The 13,799-nt window shown below is 66.8% G+C and carries 18 protein-coding genes; 15 read left to right on the top strand and 3 right to left on the bottom strand.

Annotation, left to right across the window (positions count from 1 at the left end; translation table 11 throughout):
- Positions 1 to 125 precede the first annotated feature (125 nt).
- The 11 genes from ACHMWQ_RS11150 (at position 126) to ACHMWQ_RS11200 (ending at position 8,298) form a co-directional block, all read left to right on the top strand.
- Positions 126 to 611 (top strand): Na+/H+ antiporter subunit E, encoded by a 486-nt coding sequence (locus tag ACHMWQ_RS11150; protein ID WP_396307503.1) that lies wholly within the window; start codon positions 126 to 128, stop codon positions 609 to 611.
- Complete coding sequence (locus tag ACHMWQ_RS11155; RefSeq protein ID WP_354548077.1) at positions 608 to 886, top strand: monovalent cation/H+ antiporter complex subunit F; 279 nt, start codon at positions 608 to 610, stop codon at positions 884 to 886. Before ACHMWQ_RS11150 ends, ACHMWQ_RS11155 begins: the two co-directional genes overlap by 4 nt.
- Positions 883 to 1,251: a monovalent cation/H(+) antiporter subunit G gene (mnhG, locus tag ACHMWQ_RS11160; protein WP_396307504.1), complete on the top strand. Its 369-nt coding sequence runs from the start codon at positions 883 to 885 to the stop codon at positions 1,249 to 1,251. The genes ACHMWQ_RS11155 and mnhG overlap by 4 nt, the downstream gene beginning before the upstream one ends.
- Positions 1,248 to 1,784: a DUF4040 domain-containing protein gene (locus ACHMWQ_RS11165; RefSeq protein ID WP_396307505.1), complete on the top strand. Its 537-nt coding sequence runs from the start codon at positions 1,248 to 1,250 to the stop codon at positions 1,782 to 1,784. Before mnhG ends, ACHMWQ_RS11165 begins: the two co-directional genes overlap by 4 nt.
- Positions 1,784 to 2,203 (top strand): Na(+)/H(+) antiporter subunit B, encoded by a 420-nt coding sequence (locus ACHMWQ_RS11170; RefSeq protein ID WP_396307506.1) that lies wholly within the window; start codon positions 1,784 to 1,786, stop codon positions 2,201 to 2,203. Before ACHMWQ_RS11165 ends, ACHMWQ_RS11170 begins: the two co-directional genes overlap by 1 nt.
- Positions 2,200 to 2,607 carry a cation:proton antiporter subunit C gene (locus ACHMWQ_RS11175; protein WP_354548083.1) on the top strand — a complete coding sequence of 136 codons (408 nt, stop codon included), beginning with the start codon at positions 2,200 to 2,202 and terminating at the stop codon, positions 2,605 to 2,607. The genes ACHMWQ_RS11170 and ACHMWQ_RS11175 overlap by 4 nt, the downstream gene beginning before the upstream one ends.
- Positions 2,604 to 4,085: a monovalent cation/H+ antiporter subunit D family protein gene (locus tag ACHMWQ_RS11180; protein WP_396307507.1), complete on the top strand. Its 1,482-nt coding sequence runs from the start codon at positions 2,604 to 2,606 to the stop codon at positions 4,083 to 4,085. The genes ACHMWQ_RS11175 and ACHMWQ_RS11180 overlap by 4 nt, the downstream gene beginning before the upstream one ends.
- A complete protein-coding gene (locus ACHMWQ_RS11185; RefSeq protein WP_396307508.1) occupies positions 4,082 to 5,545 on the top strand; it encodes a proton-conducting transporter membrane subunit in 1,464 nt (487 codons plus the stop codon). Before ACHMWQ_RS11180 ends, ACHMWQ_RS11185 begins: the two co-directional genes overlap by 4 nt.
- Before the next feature lie 175 nt (positions 5,546 to 5,720).
- Positions 5,721 to 5,939 (top strand): hypothetical protein, encoded by a 219-nt coding sequence (locus tag ACHMWQ_RS11190; protein ID WP_396307509.1) that lies wholly within the window; start codon positions 5,721 to 5,723, stop codon positions 5,937 to 5,939.
- Positions 5,932 to 7,611 carry a proton-conducting transporter membrane subunit gene (locus ACHMWQ_RS11195; protein ID WP_396307510.1) on the top strand — a complete coding sequence of 560 codons (1,680 nt, stop codon included), beginning with the start codon at positions 5,932 to 5,934 and terminating at the stop codon, positions 7,609 to 7,611. The genes ACHMWQ_RS11190 and ACHMWQ_RS11195 overlap by 8 nt, the downstream gene beginning before the upstream one ends.
- A 270-nt stretch (positions 7,612 to 7,881) precedes the next feature.
- Positions 7,882 to 8,298, top strand: coding sequence for a MucR family transcriptional regulator (locus ACHMWQ_RS11200; protein WP_266333103.1), 417 nt, complete (start codon positions 7,882 to 7,884; stop codon positions 8,296 to 8,298).
- A gap of 64 nt (positions 8,299 to 8,362) precedes the next feature.
- Here the strand turns inward: ACHMWQ_RS11200 and ACHMWQ_RS11205 are convergent, their stop codons facing one another.
- Positions 8,363 to 8,650, bottom strand: a complete 288-nt coding sequence (locus tag ACHMWQ_RS11205) for a hypothetical protein (RefSeq protein ID WP_396307511.1) — start codon at positions 8,648 to 8,650, stop codon at positions 8,363 to 8,365.
- A gap of 308 nt (positions 8,651 to 8,958) precedes the next feature.
- Here ACHMWQ_RS11205 and ACHMWQ_RS11210 point away from each other — a divergent pair, with 308 nt between their 5' ends.
- Both ACHMWQ_RS11210 and ACHMWQ_RS11215 read left to right on the top strand, forming a co-directional pair.
- Positions 8,959 to 9,252 (top strand): helix-turn-helix domain-containing protein, encoded by a 294-nt coding sequence (locus ACHMWQ_RS11210; RefSeq protein WP_396307512.1) that lies wholly within the window; start codon positions 8,959 to 8,961, stop codon positions 9,250 to 9,252.
- Positions 9,252 to 10,046: a DUF6456 domain-containing protein gene (locus tag ACHMWQ_RS11215; RefSeq protein ID WP_396307513.1), complete on the top strand. Its 795-nt coding sequence runs from the start codon at positions 9,252 to 9,254 to the stop codon at positions 10,044 to 10,046. The genes ACHMWQ_RS11210 and ACHMWQ_RS11215 overlap by 1 nt, the downstream gene beginning before the upstream one ends.
- Here the strand turns inward: ACHMWQ_RS11215 and ACHMWQ_RS11220 are convergent, their stop codons facing one another.
- Positions 10,047 to 10,490 (bottom strand): SufE family protein, encoded by a 444-nt coding sequence (locus ACHMWQ_RS11220; protein ID WP_354548094.1) that lies wholly within the window; start codon positions 10,488 to 10,490, stop codon positions 10,047 to 10,049.
- A gap of 82 nt (positions 10,491 to 10,572) precedes the next feature.
- Positions 10,573 to 10,917: a DUF5330 domain-containing protein gene (locus ACHMWQ_RS11225; protein WP_396307514.1), complete on the bottom strand. Its 345-nt coding sequence runs from the start codon at positions 10,915 to 10,917 to the stop codon at positions 10,573 to 10,575.
- Between the two features lie 291 nt (positions 10,918 to 11,208).
- Between ACHMWQ_RS11225 and ACHMWQ_RS11230 the strand changes: the two genes are divergently transcribed.
- Positions 11,209 to 12,966, top strand: coding sequence for an ATP-binding protein (locus tag ACHMWQ_RS11230; protein WP_396307515.1), 1,758 nt, complete (start codon positions 11,209 to 11,211; stop codon positions 12,964 to 12,966).
- Positions 12,959 to 13,786: a peptidoglycan-binding protein gene (locus ACHMWQ_RS11235; protein ID WP_396307516.1), complete on the top strand. Its 828-nt coding sequence runs from the start codon at positions 12,959 to 12,961 to the stop codon at positions 13,784 to 13,786. The genes ACHMWQ_RS11230 and ACHMWQ_RS11235 overlap by 8 nt, the downstream gene beginning before the upstream one ends.
- The last annotated feature ends 13 nt before the right edge of the window (positions 13,787 to 13,799 follow it).

Here is a 13,799-nt window from a genome sequence, read left to right on the forward strand (position 1 = left end):
GTCGCGCTTGTCGCTTTACGGTCCGACCTGCCTTGGGTTGGGCGGCTCATCGTGATTAGTCTATGGCCATCCATCGAATCACACGCCACCGGACGGAGATGTCCTGAGCAGAAGGAGCCGATTACATGCTGCGTACCGCTAGTCTTGCTCTATTTCTGTTCGCCTTCTGGCTGCTTTTGTCCGGTCATTACACGCCTTGGCTGGTGGGGGCAGGGCTCGTCATATCGATCCTGCTGGCCTTGGCAGGGCGGCGGCTCGGCTTTGCCGACGAGGAGGGCCATCCAGTCGGCCGGTTGCTTGCCGGATTGCTGTATTGGCCATGGTTGGCGCGCGAGATCGTCAAGTCCTCGCTGTCGGTGACCCGGATCATCCTCGATCCGAATTTGCCGATCTCGCCGCAGCTTTTCCACACCAAGGTGTCGGCGCGCACGCCGGTCGGGATCGCGACCTACGCCAATTCGATCACGCTGACGCCTGGTACCATTACGGCCGGGGTCGATCGCGAACAGGGACGCTTCCTCGTCCACGCCCTGACCAAGGCGGGTGCGGACGATGTCGAGGCGGGCGAGATGGACCGCCGCGTCCGACGTTTCGAAGGAGGCGCGGAATGATCGCCGCAGCGCTTCTCGCCGTGCTCGTCGCCATGGCGCTGGTCGTGGTGCGCGCGCTGCGCGGGCCCAGCACCTTCGACCGGCTGCTCGCCGCCAATTCGATCGGCAATGGCGCGATCCTCGTGCTCGCCTTGTTCGGCTTCCTGACCGGCCGGCCGGAATTCCTCGATCTCGGCCTCACCTATGCCTTGCTCAACTATGTCGGCATCTTCGCCGTGCTGAAATTCTTCCGGCACGGCTCGCTCGGCGCCGAAGCGGAGGCGGACCGGACGTGATCGACCTCGCACGCGACATCCTGGCCGGCCTGTTCCTGTTCGCGGGCGCCTTCTTCCTGATCGCCGGCGCGATCGGCATGAACCGCATGCCGGATCTGTTCACGCGCATGCATGCGGCCTCGGTCGGCGACACGCTGGGCGTCAGCCTGATGCTGATCGGCATGGTGTTCCTCGCCGGCTTCACGCTGGTGACCCTGAAGCTCGTATTCCTGCTGGGCTTCCTTCTGTTCATGGGACCGGTCGCCTCGCACGCATTGGCCGCCGCCGCGCTGCAGGCGGGCGTCAAGCCGCTGCTGGCCGGCGATAGCGAGAAGAAGCAGCCCGCCAAGCGCGGCAAGCCGGTTTCGAAGGGTCGCAAGCCATGATCGAGACGGCTGTCACCATCCTTCTCCTGTTGATGCTGGGCGCCGTCACGATCGGCATCGTCCGGGTGCGCGGGCTGTTCGCCGCCGTCGTGCTGCTCGGCGTCTACAGTTTCCTGATGGCCACGCTGTTCGTGGTGCTCGATGCGGTCGATGTTGCCATGACCGAGGCGGCGGTGGGCGCGGGTGTTTCGACGGTCTTCTTCCTGGGCGCGCTGTCGCTGACCGATACCGTCGAGGCGCCCCGCAAGCGCCGCCAGATCATGCCGCTCTTCGTGGCCGTGGTGACCGCCGGCGCCTTGCTCTGGGGCCTGAGTGACCTGCCGCAATTCGGCTCGCCCGAACAGCCGATCCATCGCGACGGCGCGGATTATCTCGCCCGCTCCATGCCGGAAACGGGGATCGCCAACGTGGTCAGCGCGGTGCTCGCCAGCTATCGCGGCTTTGACACGCTCGGCGAAACCACCGTCGTCTTCACGGCCGGCATCGGCATCCTGGCGCTGCTGCGGCGCCGGCGCGGCGAGGGGAAAAGCTGATGCGGCTCGATGTCGTCCTTCGCGTCGCGACCAAGTTCATGCTGGCGCCGCTGCTGCTGTTCGCGCTCTACGTCCAGTTCCATGGCGACTACGGTCCGGGCGGCGGCTTCCAGGCCGGCGTCATCGCGGCGGCGGCGATCATCCTCTATGGCCTGATCAACGGGCTCGGCCCGGCGCAGAAGATTGTGCCGGTCGGACTTCTGGAGGTGCTGATCCCGGGCGGCGTGCTGATCTATGTCGCGGTCGGCGTCGCCGGCATGCTGCTGGGCGACAATCTCCTCGACTACAACCATCTCGCCCATGACAGCATCCACGGCCAGGAATGGGGCGTCTTCCTCGTCGAGGTCGGGGTGTTCCTGACCGTCTTCTCGACGATGATCGCGATCTACTACGCCTTTGCCGGCCGGAGGCGTTCGTGATCGTACATTTCAGCCAGATCGCTACTGTTTTCCTGATGGTCGCCGGGCTCTATGTCGTCATCGCGCGCGGCAACATGGTCAAGAAGCTGATCGGCCTGTCGCTGTTCCAGACCTCGGTCTACCTGCTCTACATCCTGCCTGGAAAGGTGCTGGGCGGCACCGCGCCGATCCTGGATCCGGCGCACACCGTCTACGCCAACCCGCTGCCGCATGTGCTGATCCTGACGGCGATCGTCGTCGGCATCGCCACGCTGGCGCTCGGCCTGACGCTGGTGGTGCGGATCAAGGAAGCCTACGGCACGATCGAGGAGGATGAGATCCTGCTCCGCGACGGACCGGAAGAGGCCTCGAAACTTCGGGTCAAGCGCGGCAAGACGCCGGGCACGGGCAGGAACGCTGCATGATCGCCCATAATCTGCCGGTCCTTCTCATTCTCGCGCCCCTGATCGGCGCGATCCTCGCGGCGCTTTCGCGCAACGGCTTCGCCGCCTGGCTGATCGCGCTCCTTGCTTCGGCGCTGACGGCGGCCGTCGCCCTCGCGCTGCTCTGGCGCGTGCAGGCGGAGGGCGTGATTTCCTACCGCATCGGCGGCTGGGCGCCGGAACTCGGCATCGAATATCGCGTCGACGCGGTCAACGCCTTCATCGTCCTGCTGGTCGGCATCATCGCCGTGCTGACGATGATCTTCGCCCGTCGCAGCGTGCTGGCCGAGATCATCCCCGAGCGCGTCGCGTGGTTCTACACGATGATGCTGCTCTGCATCACCGGCCTGCTTGGCATCGCGGTGACGGGCGACGCCTTCAACGCCTTCGTCTTTCTCGAGATCTCGTCGCTCTCGACCTATACGCTGATCGCGCTCGGCCGCGACCGCCGGGCGCTGGTCGCCGCGTACCAGTATCTGATCGTCGGCACGATCGGCGCGACCTTCTATGTCATCGGCGTCGGCCTGATCTACCTGACCACCGGCACGCTCAATCTCGGCCTGATCGTCGAGCGCCTTGCTGACATCGAAAGCTCCCGCGCGCTGATCGTCGCCGAAGCCTTCATCGTCGTCGGCATCGGCCTCAAGCTGGCTCTGTTCCCGCTGCATGCGTGGCTGCCCAACGCCTATGCCTATGCGCCTTCCAGCGCCGCTGTGCTGCTGGCCTCGACGGCGACCAAGGTCGCGATCTATCTGCTGGCGCGCTTCCTGTTCACCGTATTCGGCGGCCATGTCGATGTCGGCTCGGTCCCGCTCGGCTCGATCCTGATCGGGCTGTCGCTGGCCGCGATGTTCCTCGCCTCGGCGGCCGCCGTCGTCCAGAACGATATCAAGCGCCTGCTTGCCTTCTCGTCGGTCGGCCAGATCGGCTACATCACTCTGGGTCTCGCGCTGGCCAATCCGATAGGGCTCACCGGCGGCCTGCTGCATCTCTTCAACCACGCGCTGATGAAGGGCGCCGCCTTCATGGCCATGGGCGCGATCGTGCTGCGCACCGGCACCGCCAAGCTGGACGAACTCGCGGGCATCGGCCGCGCCATGCCCTGGACCGCTGCGGCGCTGACCATCGCCGGCCTGGCGCTGATCGGTGTTCCCGGCACCAGCGGCTTCGTCTCGAAATACTATCTCCTTCTCGGCGCGCTGGAGGCAGGCCATGGCTGGCTGGCGATCCTGATCGTCGCCAGTTCCTTCATCGCGGTGCTCTATGTCGGTCGCATCGTCGAGGTCGTCTGGTTCCGCGAGCCGGCGCTGGCCGCGCGCGAAGCGAGCGAGGCACCGCTCGAAATGCTGCTCCCAATGTGGGCCCTTGCTGGCGCCACGATCTGGCTCGGTGTCCGCGCCGAGGGACCCGCGGGTCTCGCGCGCGCGGCGGCCGACGCGCTGCTCCGGGTGGCGCCATGACCTGGCTGGGCGATCCGATGTTGCTCGCCTTGGCGCTGGGCATCCCGGCCCTGGTGACGCTCGCCATCGCGGGCTTCGGCCGCTGGCCCGATCTCCGCGAGGCATCGACGCTGTTGGGGGCGGTGCTGCTCTTCGGCGTCGTCATGACTCTGCTGGCGCATGTGCTGGGCGGCGCGCGGCCCCAATTGCATCTGGCCTCGGTCGCGCCGGGACTGACGCTGGCGCTCAAGGTCGACCCGCTCGGCATGCTGTTCGCCGCCGTCGCCGCGACGCTCTGGATCGTCAACTCGCTCTATTCGATCGGCTACATGCGCGGCAATGACGAGCCGCGCCAGACGATCTTCTATGCCTGCTTCGCCATCGCGATCTCCGCCACCATGGGGCTCGCCTTTTCCGGCAACCTGTTCACGCTGTTCGTCTTCTACGAGATCCTGTCGCTCTCGACCTATCCGCTGGTTACGCACAAGCAGACGCCGGCCGCGATGCGGGCAGGGCGGGTCTATCTGCTGACGCTGATCGGCGCGTCGATGGTCCTGCTGCTGCCGGCAATCGTCTGGACCGGCCTCGTCGCCGGCACGCTCGATTTCCGCACGGGCGGCATTCTTGGCGGCAAGCTCGGCGATGGCGCCATGGCGCTGCTGTTCGCGCTGTTTGTGTTCGGCGCGGCCAAGGCCGCCGTCATGCCGCTGCATCGCTGGCTGCCGGCCGCCATGGTGGCGCCAACGCCGGTCTCGGCGCTCCTGCATGCGGTTGCGGTGGTCAAGGCGGGCGTCTTCACCATCCTCAAGGTCAGCGTATCGGTGTTCGGCATCGAGACTTTGCAGACGAGCGGCGCCAGCGATTGGCTGGTCTATGTCGCGGGCTTCACCATCGTGGCTGCCTCGGTCGTCGCGCTGCGCGCCGATGATCTGAAGCGCCGCCTTGCCTATTCCACCATCGGCCAGCTCTCCTACATCGTGCTGGCGGCAGCGCTCGCATCCCCCGTCGCCGTCATCGGGGCGGGCCTGCATATCGCAGCCCACGCTGTCTCGAAGATCACGCTCTTCTTCGCCGCCGGCTCGGTCTACACGGCCGAGCATGTGACGAAGGTGAGCCAGATGGACGGGATCGGCCGCCGCATGCCCTGGACGGTGGGCGCCTTTGCCATCGGCGCCCTGTCGATGATCGGCCTGCCGCCGACGGCCGGCTTCCTCGGCAAATGGTTCATCCTCGACGCGGCGACCGGCGCCAAGGACTGGTTCGCCGTCGGCGTGATCGTCGTCTCCACCGTGCTCAACGCCGCCTATTTCCTGCCGATCCTGACCCGCGCCTTCCTGCGCCCGGCTAATGGCCCCCGGCAGGAAAGCGCCCTGGCCGATGGTGGTCGCACTGACCGCGACGGCGGCTGGCACAGTCCTGCTCTTCCTCTTCCCCGGCGTGCCGTTCCGCCTCGCCTCGATGATTATGGGAGGGTGAGATGAACGATTTCAGCGAGACCCTCACCCAGCCCTCTCCCGCAAGCGGGCGAGGGCTTTTGCGCCAGCGCGCCTCCGGGGCAACTCCATCGATCGAACACACGCCGTCGCGCTCCCTCTCCCGCGCGCGGGAGAGGGTTGGGGTGAGGGTCTTTCTCCAAATTCGTGCCGGGAGGCAGTCATGACCGCTACCCGCCGCAAGATCCTTCTCGCCCTGGTCGTCCTCCTGGCCTTGCTGGTCGTGGCAGACACCTTCGTTACCCATCACGCCAGCTTCGGCATTGACGGGACGCCGGGCTTCGCCGCCTGGTTCGGCCTCGTCAGCGCCGCCGTCGCGGTCCTCGTCGCCTATGGCTGGGGGCGTCTGATGCGGCGTCCCGGGGAGCGGGCCGATGACTGAGACCTTTGGGCCGCTGTCGTCCGCCCTTATCCTGATCGTCGCCGGCCTGCTCCTGCCGCTCCTGAAGGGGGGGCTGCGCAACGCTCTGTTCCTCGCCGCGCCGGTCGCCGCCCTCGCGCTCGTCTGGGCGCTGCCGCTTGGGCCGGGCCTCGTCATCGATTGGCTTGGCCTGCAACTCGTGCCGCTGGCGCCAGACAATATGGCTCGCATCTTCGGTACCGCCTTCGGCATCGCCGCGGTGGCGGGAGCGCTTTATGGCGTGAGCCAGTCGAGCGTCACCGAAAAGGCGGCGGCGCTGGTCTATGCCGGGGCGGCGCAGGGCATCGCTTTCGCGGGCGATCTCGTCACGCTGTTCGTGTTCTGGGAGATCCTGGCGATCGGCTCGACGCTGGTGATCTGGTCGAACGGAAATGCGCGTGCCGGCCTGCGCTACGCGCTGATCCACGTGCTGGGCGGCGTGCTGCTCTTCGCCGGCATATCTGCCGAAATTGCCGGAACCGGCAGCGTCGCGCTGCACCCGATGCGCGCCGACAGCATCGGCCGCTGGCTGATGCTTTCCGGCATTCTCCTCAATGCCGGCGCGCTGCCGCTTTCGGCCTGGGTGGCGGATGCCTATCCGAAGGCGTCGTGGTCGGGCGCAGTCTTCCTCTCAGCCTTCACCACCAAGGCGGCCGTGCTCGTGCTGATCCGCCTGTTTCCGGGCGAGCCGGCGTTGCTCTGGATCGGTCTCGCCATGGCCGTCTACGGGCTGATCTACGCCTTGCTCGAGGACGACATCCGCAAGCTGCTTTCCTATTCGATCGTCGGCCAGGTCGGCTTCATGGTCGTGGCGGTCGGCATTGGAACGCCACTGGCGCTTGCCGCCGCCGCCCTGCATGCGCTGGCGCATATTCTCTACAAGTCGCTTCTGATGATGGCGGCGGGATCGATTCTGCGCGCCACCGGTGAAACCCGGTTGAGCGCGCTGGGCGGCCTCGCCCGTTCCATGCCGTTTACCGCTGTGGCGATGCTGATTGGCGGACTCTCGCTGGCAGCGCTGCCGCTGACGGCGGGGTTCGTCAGTAAATCGGCGATAATGGCGTCTCTCGCGGAAGATCTGGCGCGCTTCTATTGGTTCGCGCTGACGGCGGTTTCTGCCGGTTCCTTCCTGTATATCGGGCTGAAGCTGCCCTGGTTCGCCCTGTTCGGGACGCAGCGGGCGACCGTGGCGGCCGAGCTCGTCCTGTCGATGAAAGCGGCGATGGGATTGCTCTGCATCCTCATCCTGGCATTGGGGTGCTTCCCGGGCTTCCTCGTGCAATTGACGCCCGAGATTGCCGGGGTTTCGATCCTCACGCCCGATCACATCCTGTTCCAACTCCTGATGTTAATCGCGGCAAGTTGCATATTTATCGGCGCATGGCCGTTACTTCAGCCGAAAGCCGGATCTACGCTGGACGTGGACTGGATCTGGCGCGAACTGCCACGCCTGGTAGCGCCGCTCTGGCGCCGCAACTTGGATAAGCTTCGCCCGTCCCTCTCTGTCGCAAGGGATGCGCTGGGCGAAGGATGGTCGGGCTTTTCGAAGCGGTCGATCTTGCGGCTCAGCCTGGCTGGAAACTGGCCCACGGGCCAAATTGCCTTCTGGGCGACGGCGCTTTTGGCGATTTACGTATTGATCGCGGCATTGTGAGTGGGGTTTCCCGCCCGACCGTGTGATCACCTGAAGATTGGCCGAGACGAATCGCCGCGACCACAAAGATGTGCCATCGCCTATCAATGCACCGACTTAGTGCTTGTCTTCGCGGGAGCGCACTTATATAGGTGCCACGAAGTAACGGATTTAGAGCTCCGATGGCCACTGCCGATGCTTGGATAAGTCCGGTGTGGCGCCGTCGAAGCCGCAAGCTCTCAATTTACTCGCTACAGAATTACGACGACACAACCGAAGTTAGGGTAGACCATGATTGAAAAAACGGCAGGAAGCGACCTTATAGATCTGACCGCCGATATCGTCTCCGCTTACGTCAGCAACAATTCGGTTTCGGCCCACGACCTCCCCGGGCTGATCACCGAAGTCTATCAGGCGCTGAACCGCACCCATGGCGGTGTTGTCGAGCCCGAGCCCGAGCCCCTGAAGCCCGCCGTGAACCCGAAGAAGTCGGTGTTCCCGGACTTTATTGTCTGCCTCGAAGACGGCAAGAAGTTCAAGTCGCTGAAGCGCCACCTGCGTACGCATTACGACCTGTCGCCGGAAGAATATCGCGAGAAGTGGGGCCTGCCGGCCGACTATCCGATGGTCGCCCCCAGCTATGCTGCGGCCCGTTCCGAGCTGGCCAAGAAGATGGGCCTCGGTCAGCAGCGCAAGCGCGTCCGTTAGTCGTTCCTTCCCAGGATCTCAAAAGGCCCGGCATCTGCCGGGCCTTTTTTGTTGCCGGCATGGCTCAGGGTCTCAGCCGCTGCCGCTCGCCTTCATAGGCCTGGTGCAGGGCGATGTGTCGGTTGAGGTCGTAGCTCCAGTGTCCGGCGCGGCCGCGCATGCGCTCGGCCCGCAGCGCGCGGGCGAGCCTGGCGACGATCCGCCGCCGAGCGGTCTCGCTCTCGTCGGCGAGTTCCGACGGCAGCAGCGGCAGCAGGCGGGGCAGGCAGGTCTGGCGGCGGTAGAGGGCGATGCCGCTTTGGATCGTCGTATCGACGGCGTGGCGCGCGTGGTAGCGGAGGCTCGCCTTCAAGGCGGGGCTATCGTGGCATGCGGCAGCTTCGGTCATGGTTGGCTCCAGGTTTCGAAGCCGTCATTTTCGCGCCGCCCCGGATGCCGGGGATAAGCCTGGCCTCTATCCCCGGAGGGCCCGGCAGAAAACCCTTCCCCGGTGCATCCCAAAAAATCTATCCCCGTCCGTAGTCCGCTGCTTTATGGTGTCATAGGAAAATAATCCTATGATGCGTAAAGCGGGAGGTTCGGATGCAGGTTCGGATAGATTTGTTGGCCTTGAGCCAGGCGCGCAGGCGGCGGCACGCCCGGGAGGATGCGACGAAGCGCATGCTGGTTTCGCTGGTCGGTTCGGCGCTCGCCGTCGATGGCGAGCGGCTGTGCGCCTCGGGGCGCGGCACCGCGGAGGAGGCCTATGCGCGCCAGGTCGCACTCTATATCGCCCACACTACGCTGGGGTTTTCCTATACCGAGGCCGGCCGGCTGTTCGGCCGCGACCGAACGACGGCGGCGCATGCCTGCCGGCGGGTCGAGGAGCAGCGCGAGATCGAACGCGTGGACCAGTTCGTCGATCGCCTGGAGCGGGCGGCCTGCCAGGCCTCCTTGGGATCGGGGAGGGCGTGATGGCGAATCGCGAAGCCGCGCGGCTGGCAAGGCGTCTCGCCACCGCCGGAGCCCGGATCATGCGTGACCCGGAAGGATATTTCCTGGTCTCGCCGCTTACGGCACGACGCGGCGCGGTGGATGCGGCTGCCGTCAAGGCTTTGCTGGCCGATGGCGCACTGGACGCCGAAGGGGCGGATTATGTGCTGTCGCAGGCGGGACGGGCGATGGTCCGGCGGCTCCTGGCCGGTGGCGATGATTTCGCCGCCCAGCACCAGCCCCGCGAGCGCCGAACGATCGAGGAGGAGGGCGGTCGCGCCTCCGTGCTCGTCGACCAAAGCGAGAGCCCGCTCGCCTGGCTGCGCAGCCGCAAGGGCCGCGACGGCAGGCCGCTGATCGATGACGCGGCGTTCCAGGCCGGCGAACGCCTGCGTTCGGATTTCACCCGCGGCCAGTTGATGCCGCGCGTGACCGCCAACTGGTCGGCGGCAGTGGCGAGCGGACGGCGTGGCGGCGCCGGCGGCATGGCGGAACTGACCGACGCGGCGCTTTCAGCGCGGCTGCGGGTCGAGCGGGCGCTGGCGGCTGCGGGGCCGGAATTCTCCGGCCTCCTGGTCGATTTCTGCTGCTTCCTGAAGGGGATCGAGGAAATCGAGCGTGAACGCGACTGGCCCAAGCGCTCCGCAAAGCTGGTGCTCCAGCTGGCGCTATCGGCGCTCGCGCGCCACTACGGCCTTGCCTCGGGGGCGCAGGGGCGCGCATCCGGCCCGGTACGCCATTGGGGCGCCGAAGACTTTAAGCCGAAGGCCGGATGATCAGCGGGCGGCGGCTTCGGCGGCTGCTTCGGTCTTGATGCGATTGACCATCGAGCGCAGGCCGTTCGAGCGCTGCGCGGTCAGATGCTCGCGCAGGCCGATCTTCTCGAACACGGCCTCGGCGTCGGTCTGCACGATTTCCGCCGCCGGGCGGCCGGAGAAGAGCGCGATCACGATCGCCACAAGGCCGCTGACGATCAGCGCGTCGCTGTCGCCCTTGAAGTCGAGATGCGGCCCGTCGGCTTCCTGCCGCACTTCCTTCTGCAGCCAGACCTGGCTGGCGCAGCCCTGCACGCGATTGGCTTCGTTATGCGCTTCGGGCGAAAGCGGCTCGAGCGCGCGGCCGAGCTCGATCAGATAGCGGTACCGATCATCCCAATCGTCGAGAAAGGCGAAGTCGTCCAGGATCTGGTCGATGGGCGAAAGCGTGGTGGTGGTGTTCATGGCCCCCCGCATATAGCGTTTTGCGGTTCGCTGTGAAACGGCGGGGCAGCAAAAAGTTGGCGGTTCAGGCCTTTCGCGCCTGCTACGCCGGGGCGCGCCAGTTCGGCTCGACATCGGCCGGCGTCAGCGTGCTGCCGCCCGGCTGGGCACCCGGCAGCGTCGCGCCGGCGAGCGATCCGTCGATCGTGCTGTAGAGCAGCTGTGCGCCGTAGCGCGCCTTGGCGCCGAAGGCGGCCAGCGCCGCGCCGCCATGGCTGCAGACGTCCGGCTGGCGCTCGCACATGCCCGAGAGATCGGCGACAGCGCCCCGTGCGGCGAGGAGGGCGCCGATCGCATCGACGCGCGGCGCCTGGACGCCGTGGCTTGGATCGCCGGGAATCAGCAGGGCGACGACCGAAAACCAGAATGCTGCCCGGAGGATAAACATCGATCTGCCCTTCCGCCTTCTCTTGCGCGCCGCTTCGCCACGGCCTTCGCGTGGTGCTGATTGTCATCCTAGGTGATGCAACTGAAGGCGAGGTGCAGAGAAAACGCTGTATTTGAAAGAGGTTGGTCAGGATCGGTTAACCATGGAGGGGCTGTCGAGCGCCGCCGGCACCGCCCCCCTTAGGGTTCCCTTAAGCGGGGGCTGGCATGATGCGCTCATTGCCGGATGGTCCTGCGCGGGACCTCCGAGCCGGGCCGGAAGGCCGAAACGAGCGTCATTGGTGTGTTGTGTATGACGGTTTCATTCGAGCCCTTGCGGCGAATCATCGACGGGCTGGTGCACGGCTCGGTCGTTGACGATTCGCTCCTCGCCGCGCGCCATCGCGCCTTCATCGCGGCGCATCTCGCCGTCGGGCTGGGCGTGCTGATGCTGTTCCCGATCTGGCTGGCCCTTTCCGGCCGGCCGAGCTTCACCTCGGCTGTCGCCTTTGCCTGGCTCGCCGCGCCGTTGCCGATCGCCGGCTTCCTGTCGCGCACCGGCCGCTATGGCGAGGCGCATCTTCTTTCCGCCCTGGCGCTGGCCGGGCTTGTCGTCTGGGTCGGCGCGCTGACCGGCGGTCTCGCTTCGCCGTCCCTGGTGCTGCTCGCCATTGTCCCGGCCGAAGCGGCTCTGTCCGGCTCGCGCCGGATCACGCTGGCTTCCATCGGAATGTCGGCGGCTGCGTTGGCGGGCCTGGCGCTGGTCGCGCTTGCCGGCTGGATGCCCGCGCCGATGGCCGGTCCCGTCTCCTTTGCGCCGATCCTGATCGCCGCCGCCATTCTCTATGGCGCGGGCCTGGCGCTGCGTATCGAACTGGTCCAGCGCGTTGCCGAGGGGGCCGCCCGCGACGGCGAGGCGCGCTACCGGATGCTCGCCGACAACACGATCGATCTCGTCACCCGCCACAGCAGCGTCGGCGCGGTCGAGTTTGCCTCGCCCGCCACCCGCGCCATGCTGGGCTGCGCCTCGAGCGAGCTGATCGGCCATGGCCTGTTCGACCGTGTCCATGTCGCGGACCGGCCGGCCTATCTGCACGCCCTGTCGGAAACCGACCGCACGGGCGAGCCGCGCGACGTCGAATTCCGCCTACGCCGGGAAGGCGCGGGAGCGGCCAGCTTCATCTGGGTCGAGATGCGCTGCCGACCGGCGCTGGATGCCGCCACCGGGACGCGCTCGGTCGTTGCCGTGATGCGCGACGTCACCGCCGGCCGCAGCCAGCAGATGGCTTTCGTCGAGGCGCAATCCTCCGCCGATCACGCCAACCAGTCCAAGGTCCAGTTCCTGGCGCATATGAGCCACGAATTGCGCACGCCGCTCAACGCGATCATCGGCTTTTCGGAGCTGCTGCAGCGCGAGTTGTTCGGCAAGTTCGAGATGGCGCGGCATCGCGACTACATCCGGCTGATCCACTCCTCCGGCGAACATCTGCTGCAGGTCGTGAACAGCGTGCTGGACATGTCGAAGATCGAGGCCGGCAAGTTCGATGTCGTGGCGGCGCCGTTCCCGATCGTCCCGGTGATCGACAGTGCCCTCGACATGATGGCGCAGCAGATCGCCAGCCGCGGCGTCAAGCTCGTCCGCCGGATCGACCGCGAGTTGCCGGACATCGTCGCCGATCGGCGCGCCTGCCGGCAGATCCTGCTCAATCTCCTTTCCAACGCCGCCAAGTTCACCGAGGCGGGCGGAACCGTCACCGTCTCCGCTTCGCTGGAGCATGGCGACCTCGTGATCGAGGTCCGCGACACCGGCATCGGCATCGCCGCCCACGACCTGCCGCGGATCGGCACGCCCTTCGTCCAGGCCGATGCCTGCGCCGAGCGGCGTGGCGAAGGCACCGGGCTCGGCGTCTCGGTCGTCAAGGGGCTGGTGGCGCTGCAGGGCGGCACCTTTGCGCTGCAGAGCGAAGCCGGGCGGGGCACCGTCGCCACCGTGCGGCTGCCGGTTCGTCCGGCCCGCGCCCTGAGCGCGCCGTCTACAGACCTCCAGGAGAGGGAGCGCAGGCGTGCGTGAGCGTGAGGCGCCCGTTCGACGCAAGCGTCCGCCAGCCCGTTCCCGCCCCGTCGTGCAGGAGAACGAGAGCCTGCTCGGCCGGCTCGCCGACAAGATCATCGAGAATCCGGGTCGCGCCGGCGGTTTTGCGCTGATCGCCATCGCGATCACGGCGATCGTCTCCAACGCCGCCTTCCTGCAGACCAAGCATCATCCAGACCCGTTCTTCGTGACGCGCAGCGTCGCCGAAAGCCCGGTGCTCGAGATCGGCGCCGAGCCTGCGTCCGTGCCCCTGCCGAAGAGCCGTGCCGCCACCCAGCTGCCGGGGACGCAGCCGCGCGTGGTCCAGACCCAGACCCAGCCGCTGCCGGTGGCGATCTCCGCATCGAACAGCCAGGCGCCGGCCGACAACCTGATTGCCGAGACGCAAAAGGCGCTGGCCGACGTCAAGCTCTATGACGGCGCCGTCGATGGCGTCATGGGCCCGCAGACCAAGGCGGCCATCTCGGCTTATGAAAAGAAGATCGGCCTGATCCCGACCGGGCAACCGAGCGCGCGCCTGCTGGGGCAGATCCGCAAAGGCGGGCCGCGCGCGCATCTCGCCGATCCCGTCTCCACCGGCTCGATCGACGATCCGGCCGAGCGCGCCCGCGTCAAGCGCGTGCAGGAAGCGCTGAACGAAATCGGCTATGGTCCGATCGAGACCGACGGCCATGGCGGCGGCAAGACGGCAAACGCCATTCGCCGCTTCGAGCTCGACAACGGACTGCCGCTCACCGGCACCGCCGGCGACGCCGTCATCGCCAAGCTGGTGCTGATCGGCGCCATGAACACCTTCTGAAGGCATCGAGGCA

It is taken from the genome of Kaistia sp. UC242_56, assembly GCF_044452255.1.
Lineage (GTDB): Bacteria > Pseudomonadota > Alphaproteobacteria > Rhizobiales > Kaistiaceae > Kaistia > Kaistia defluvii_A.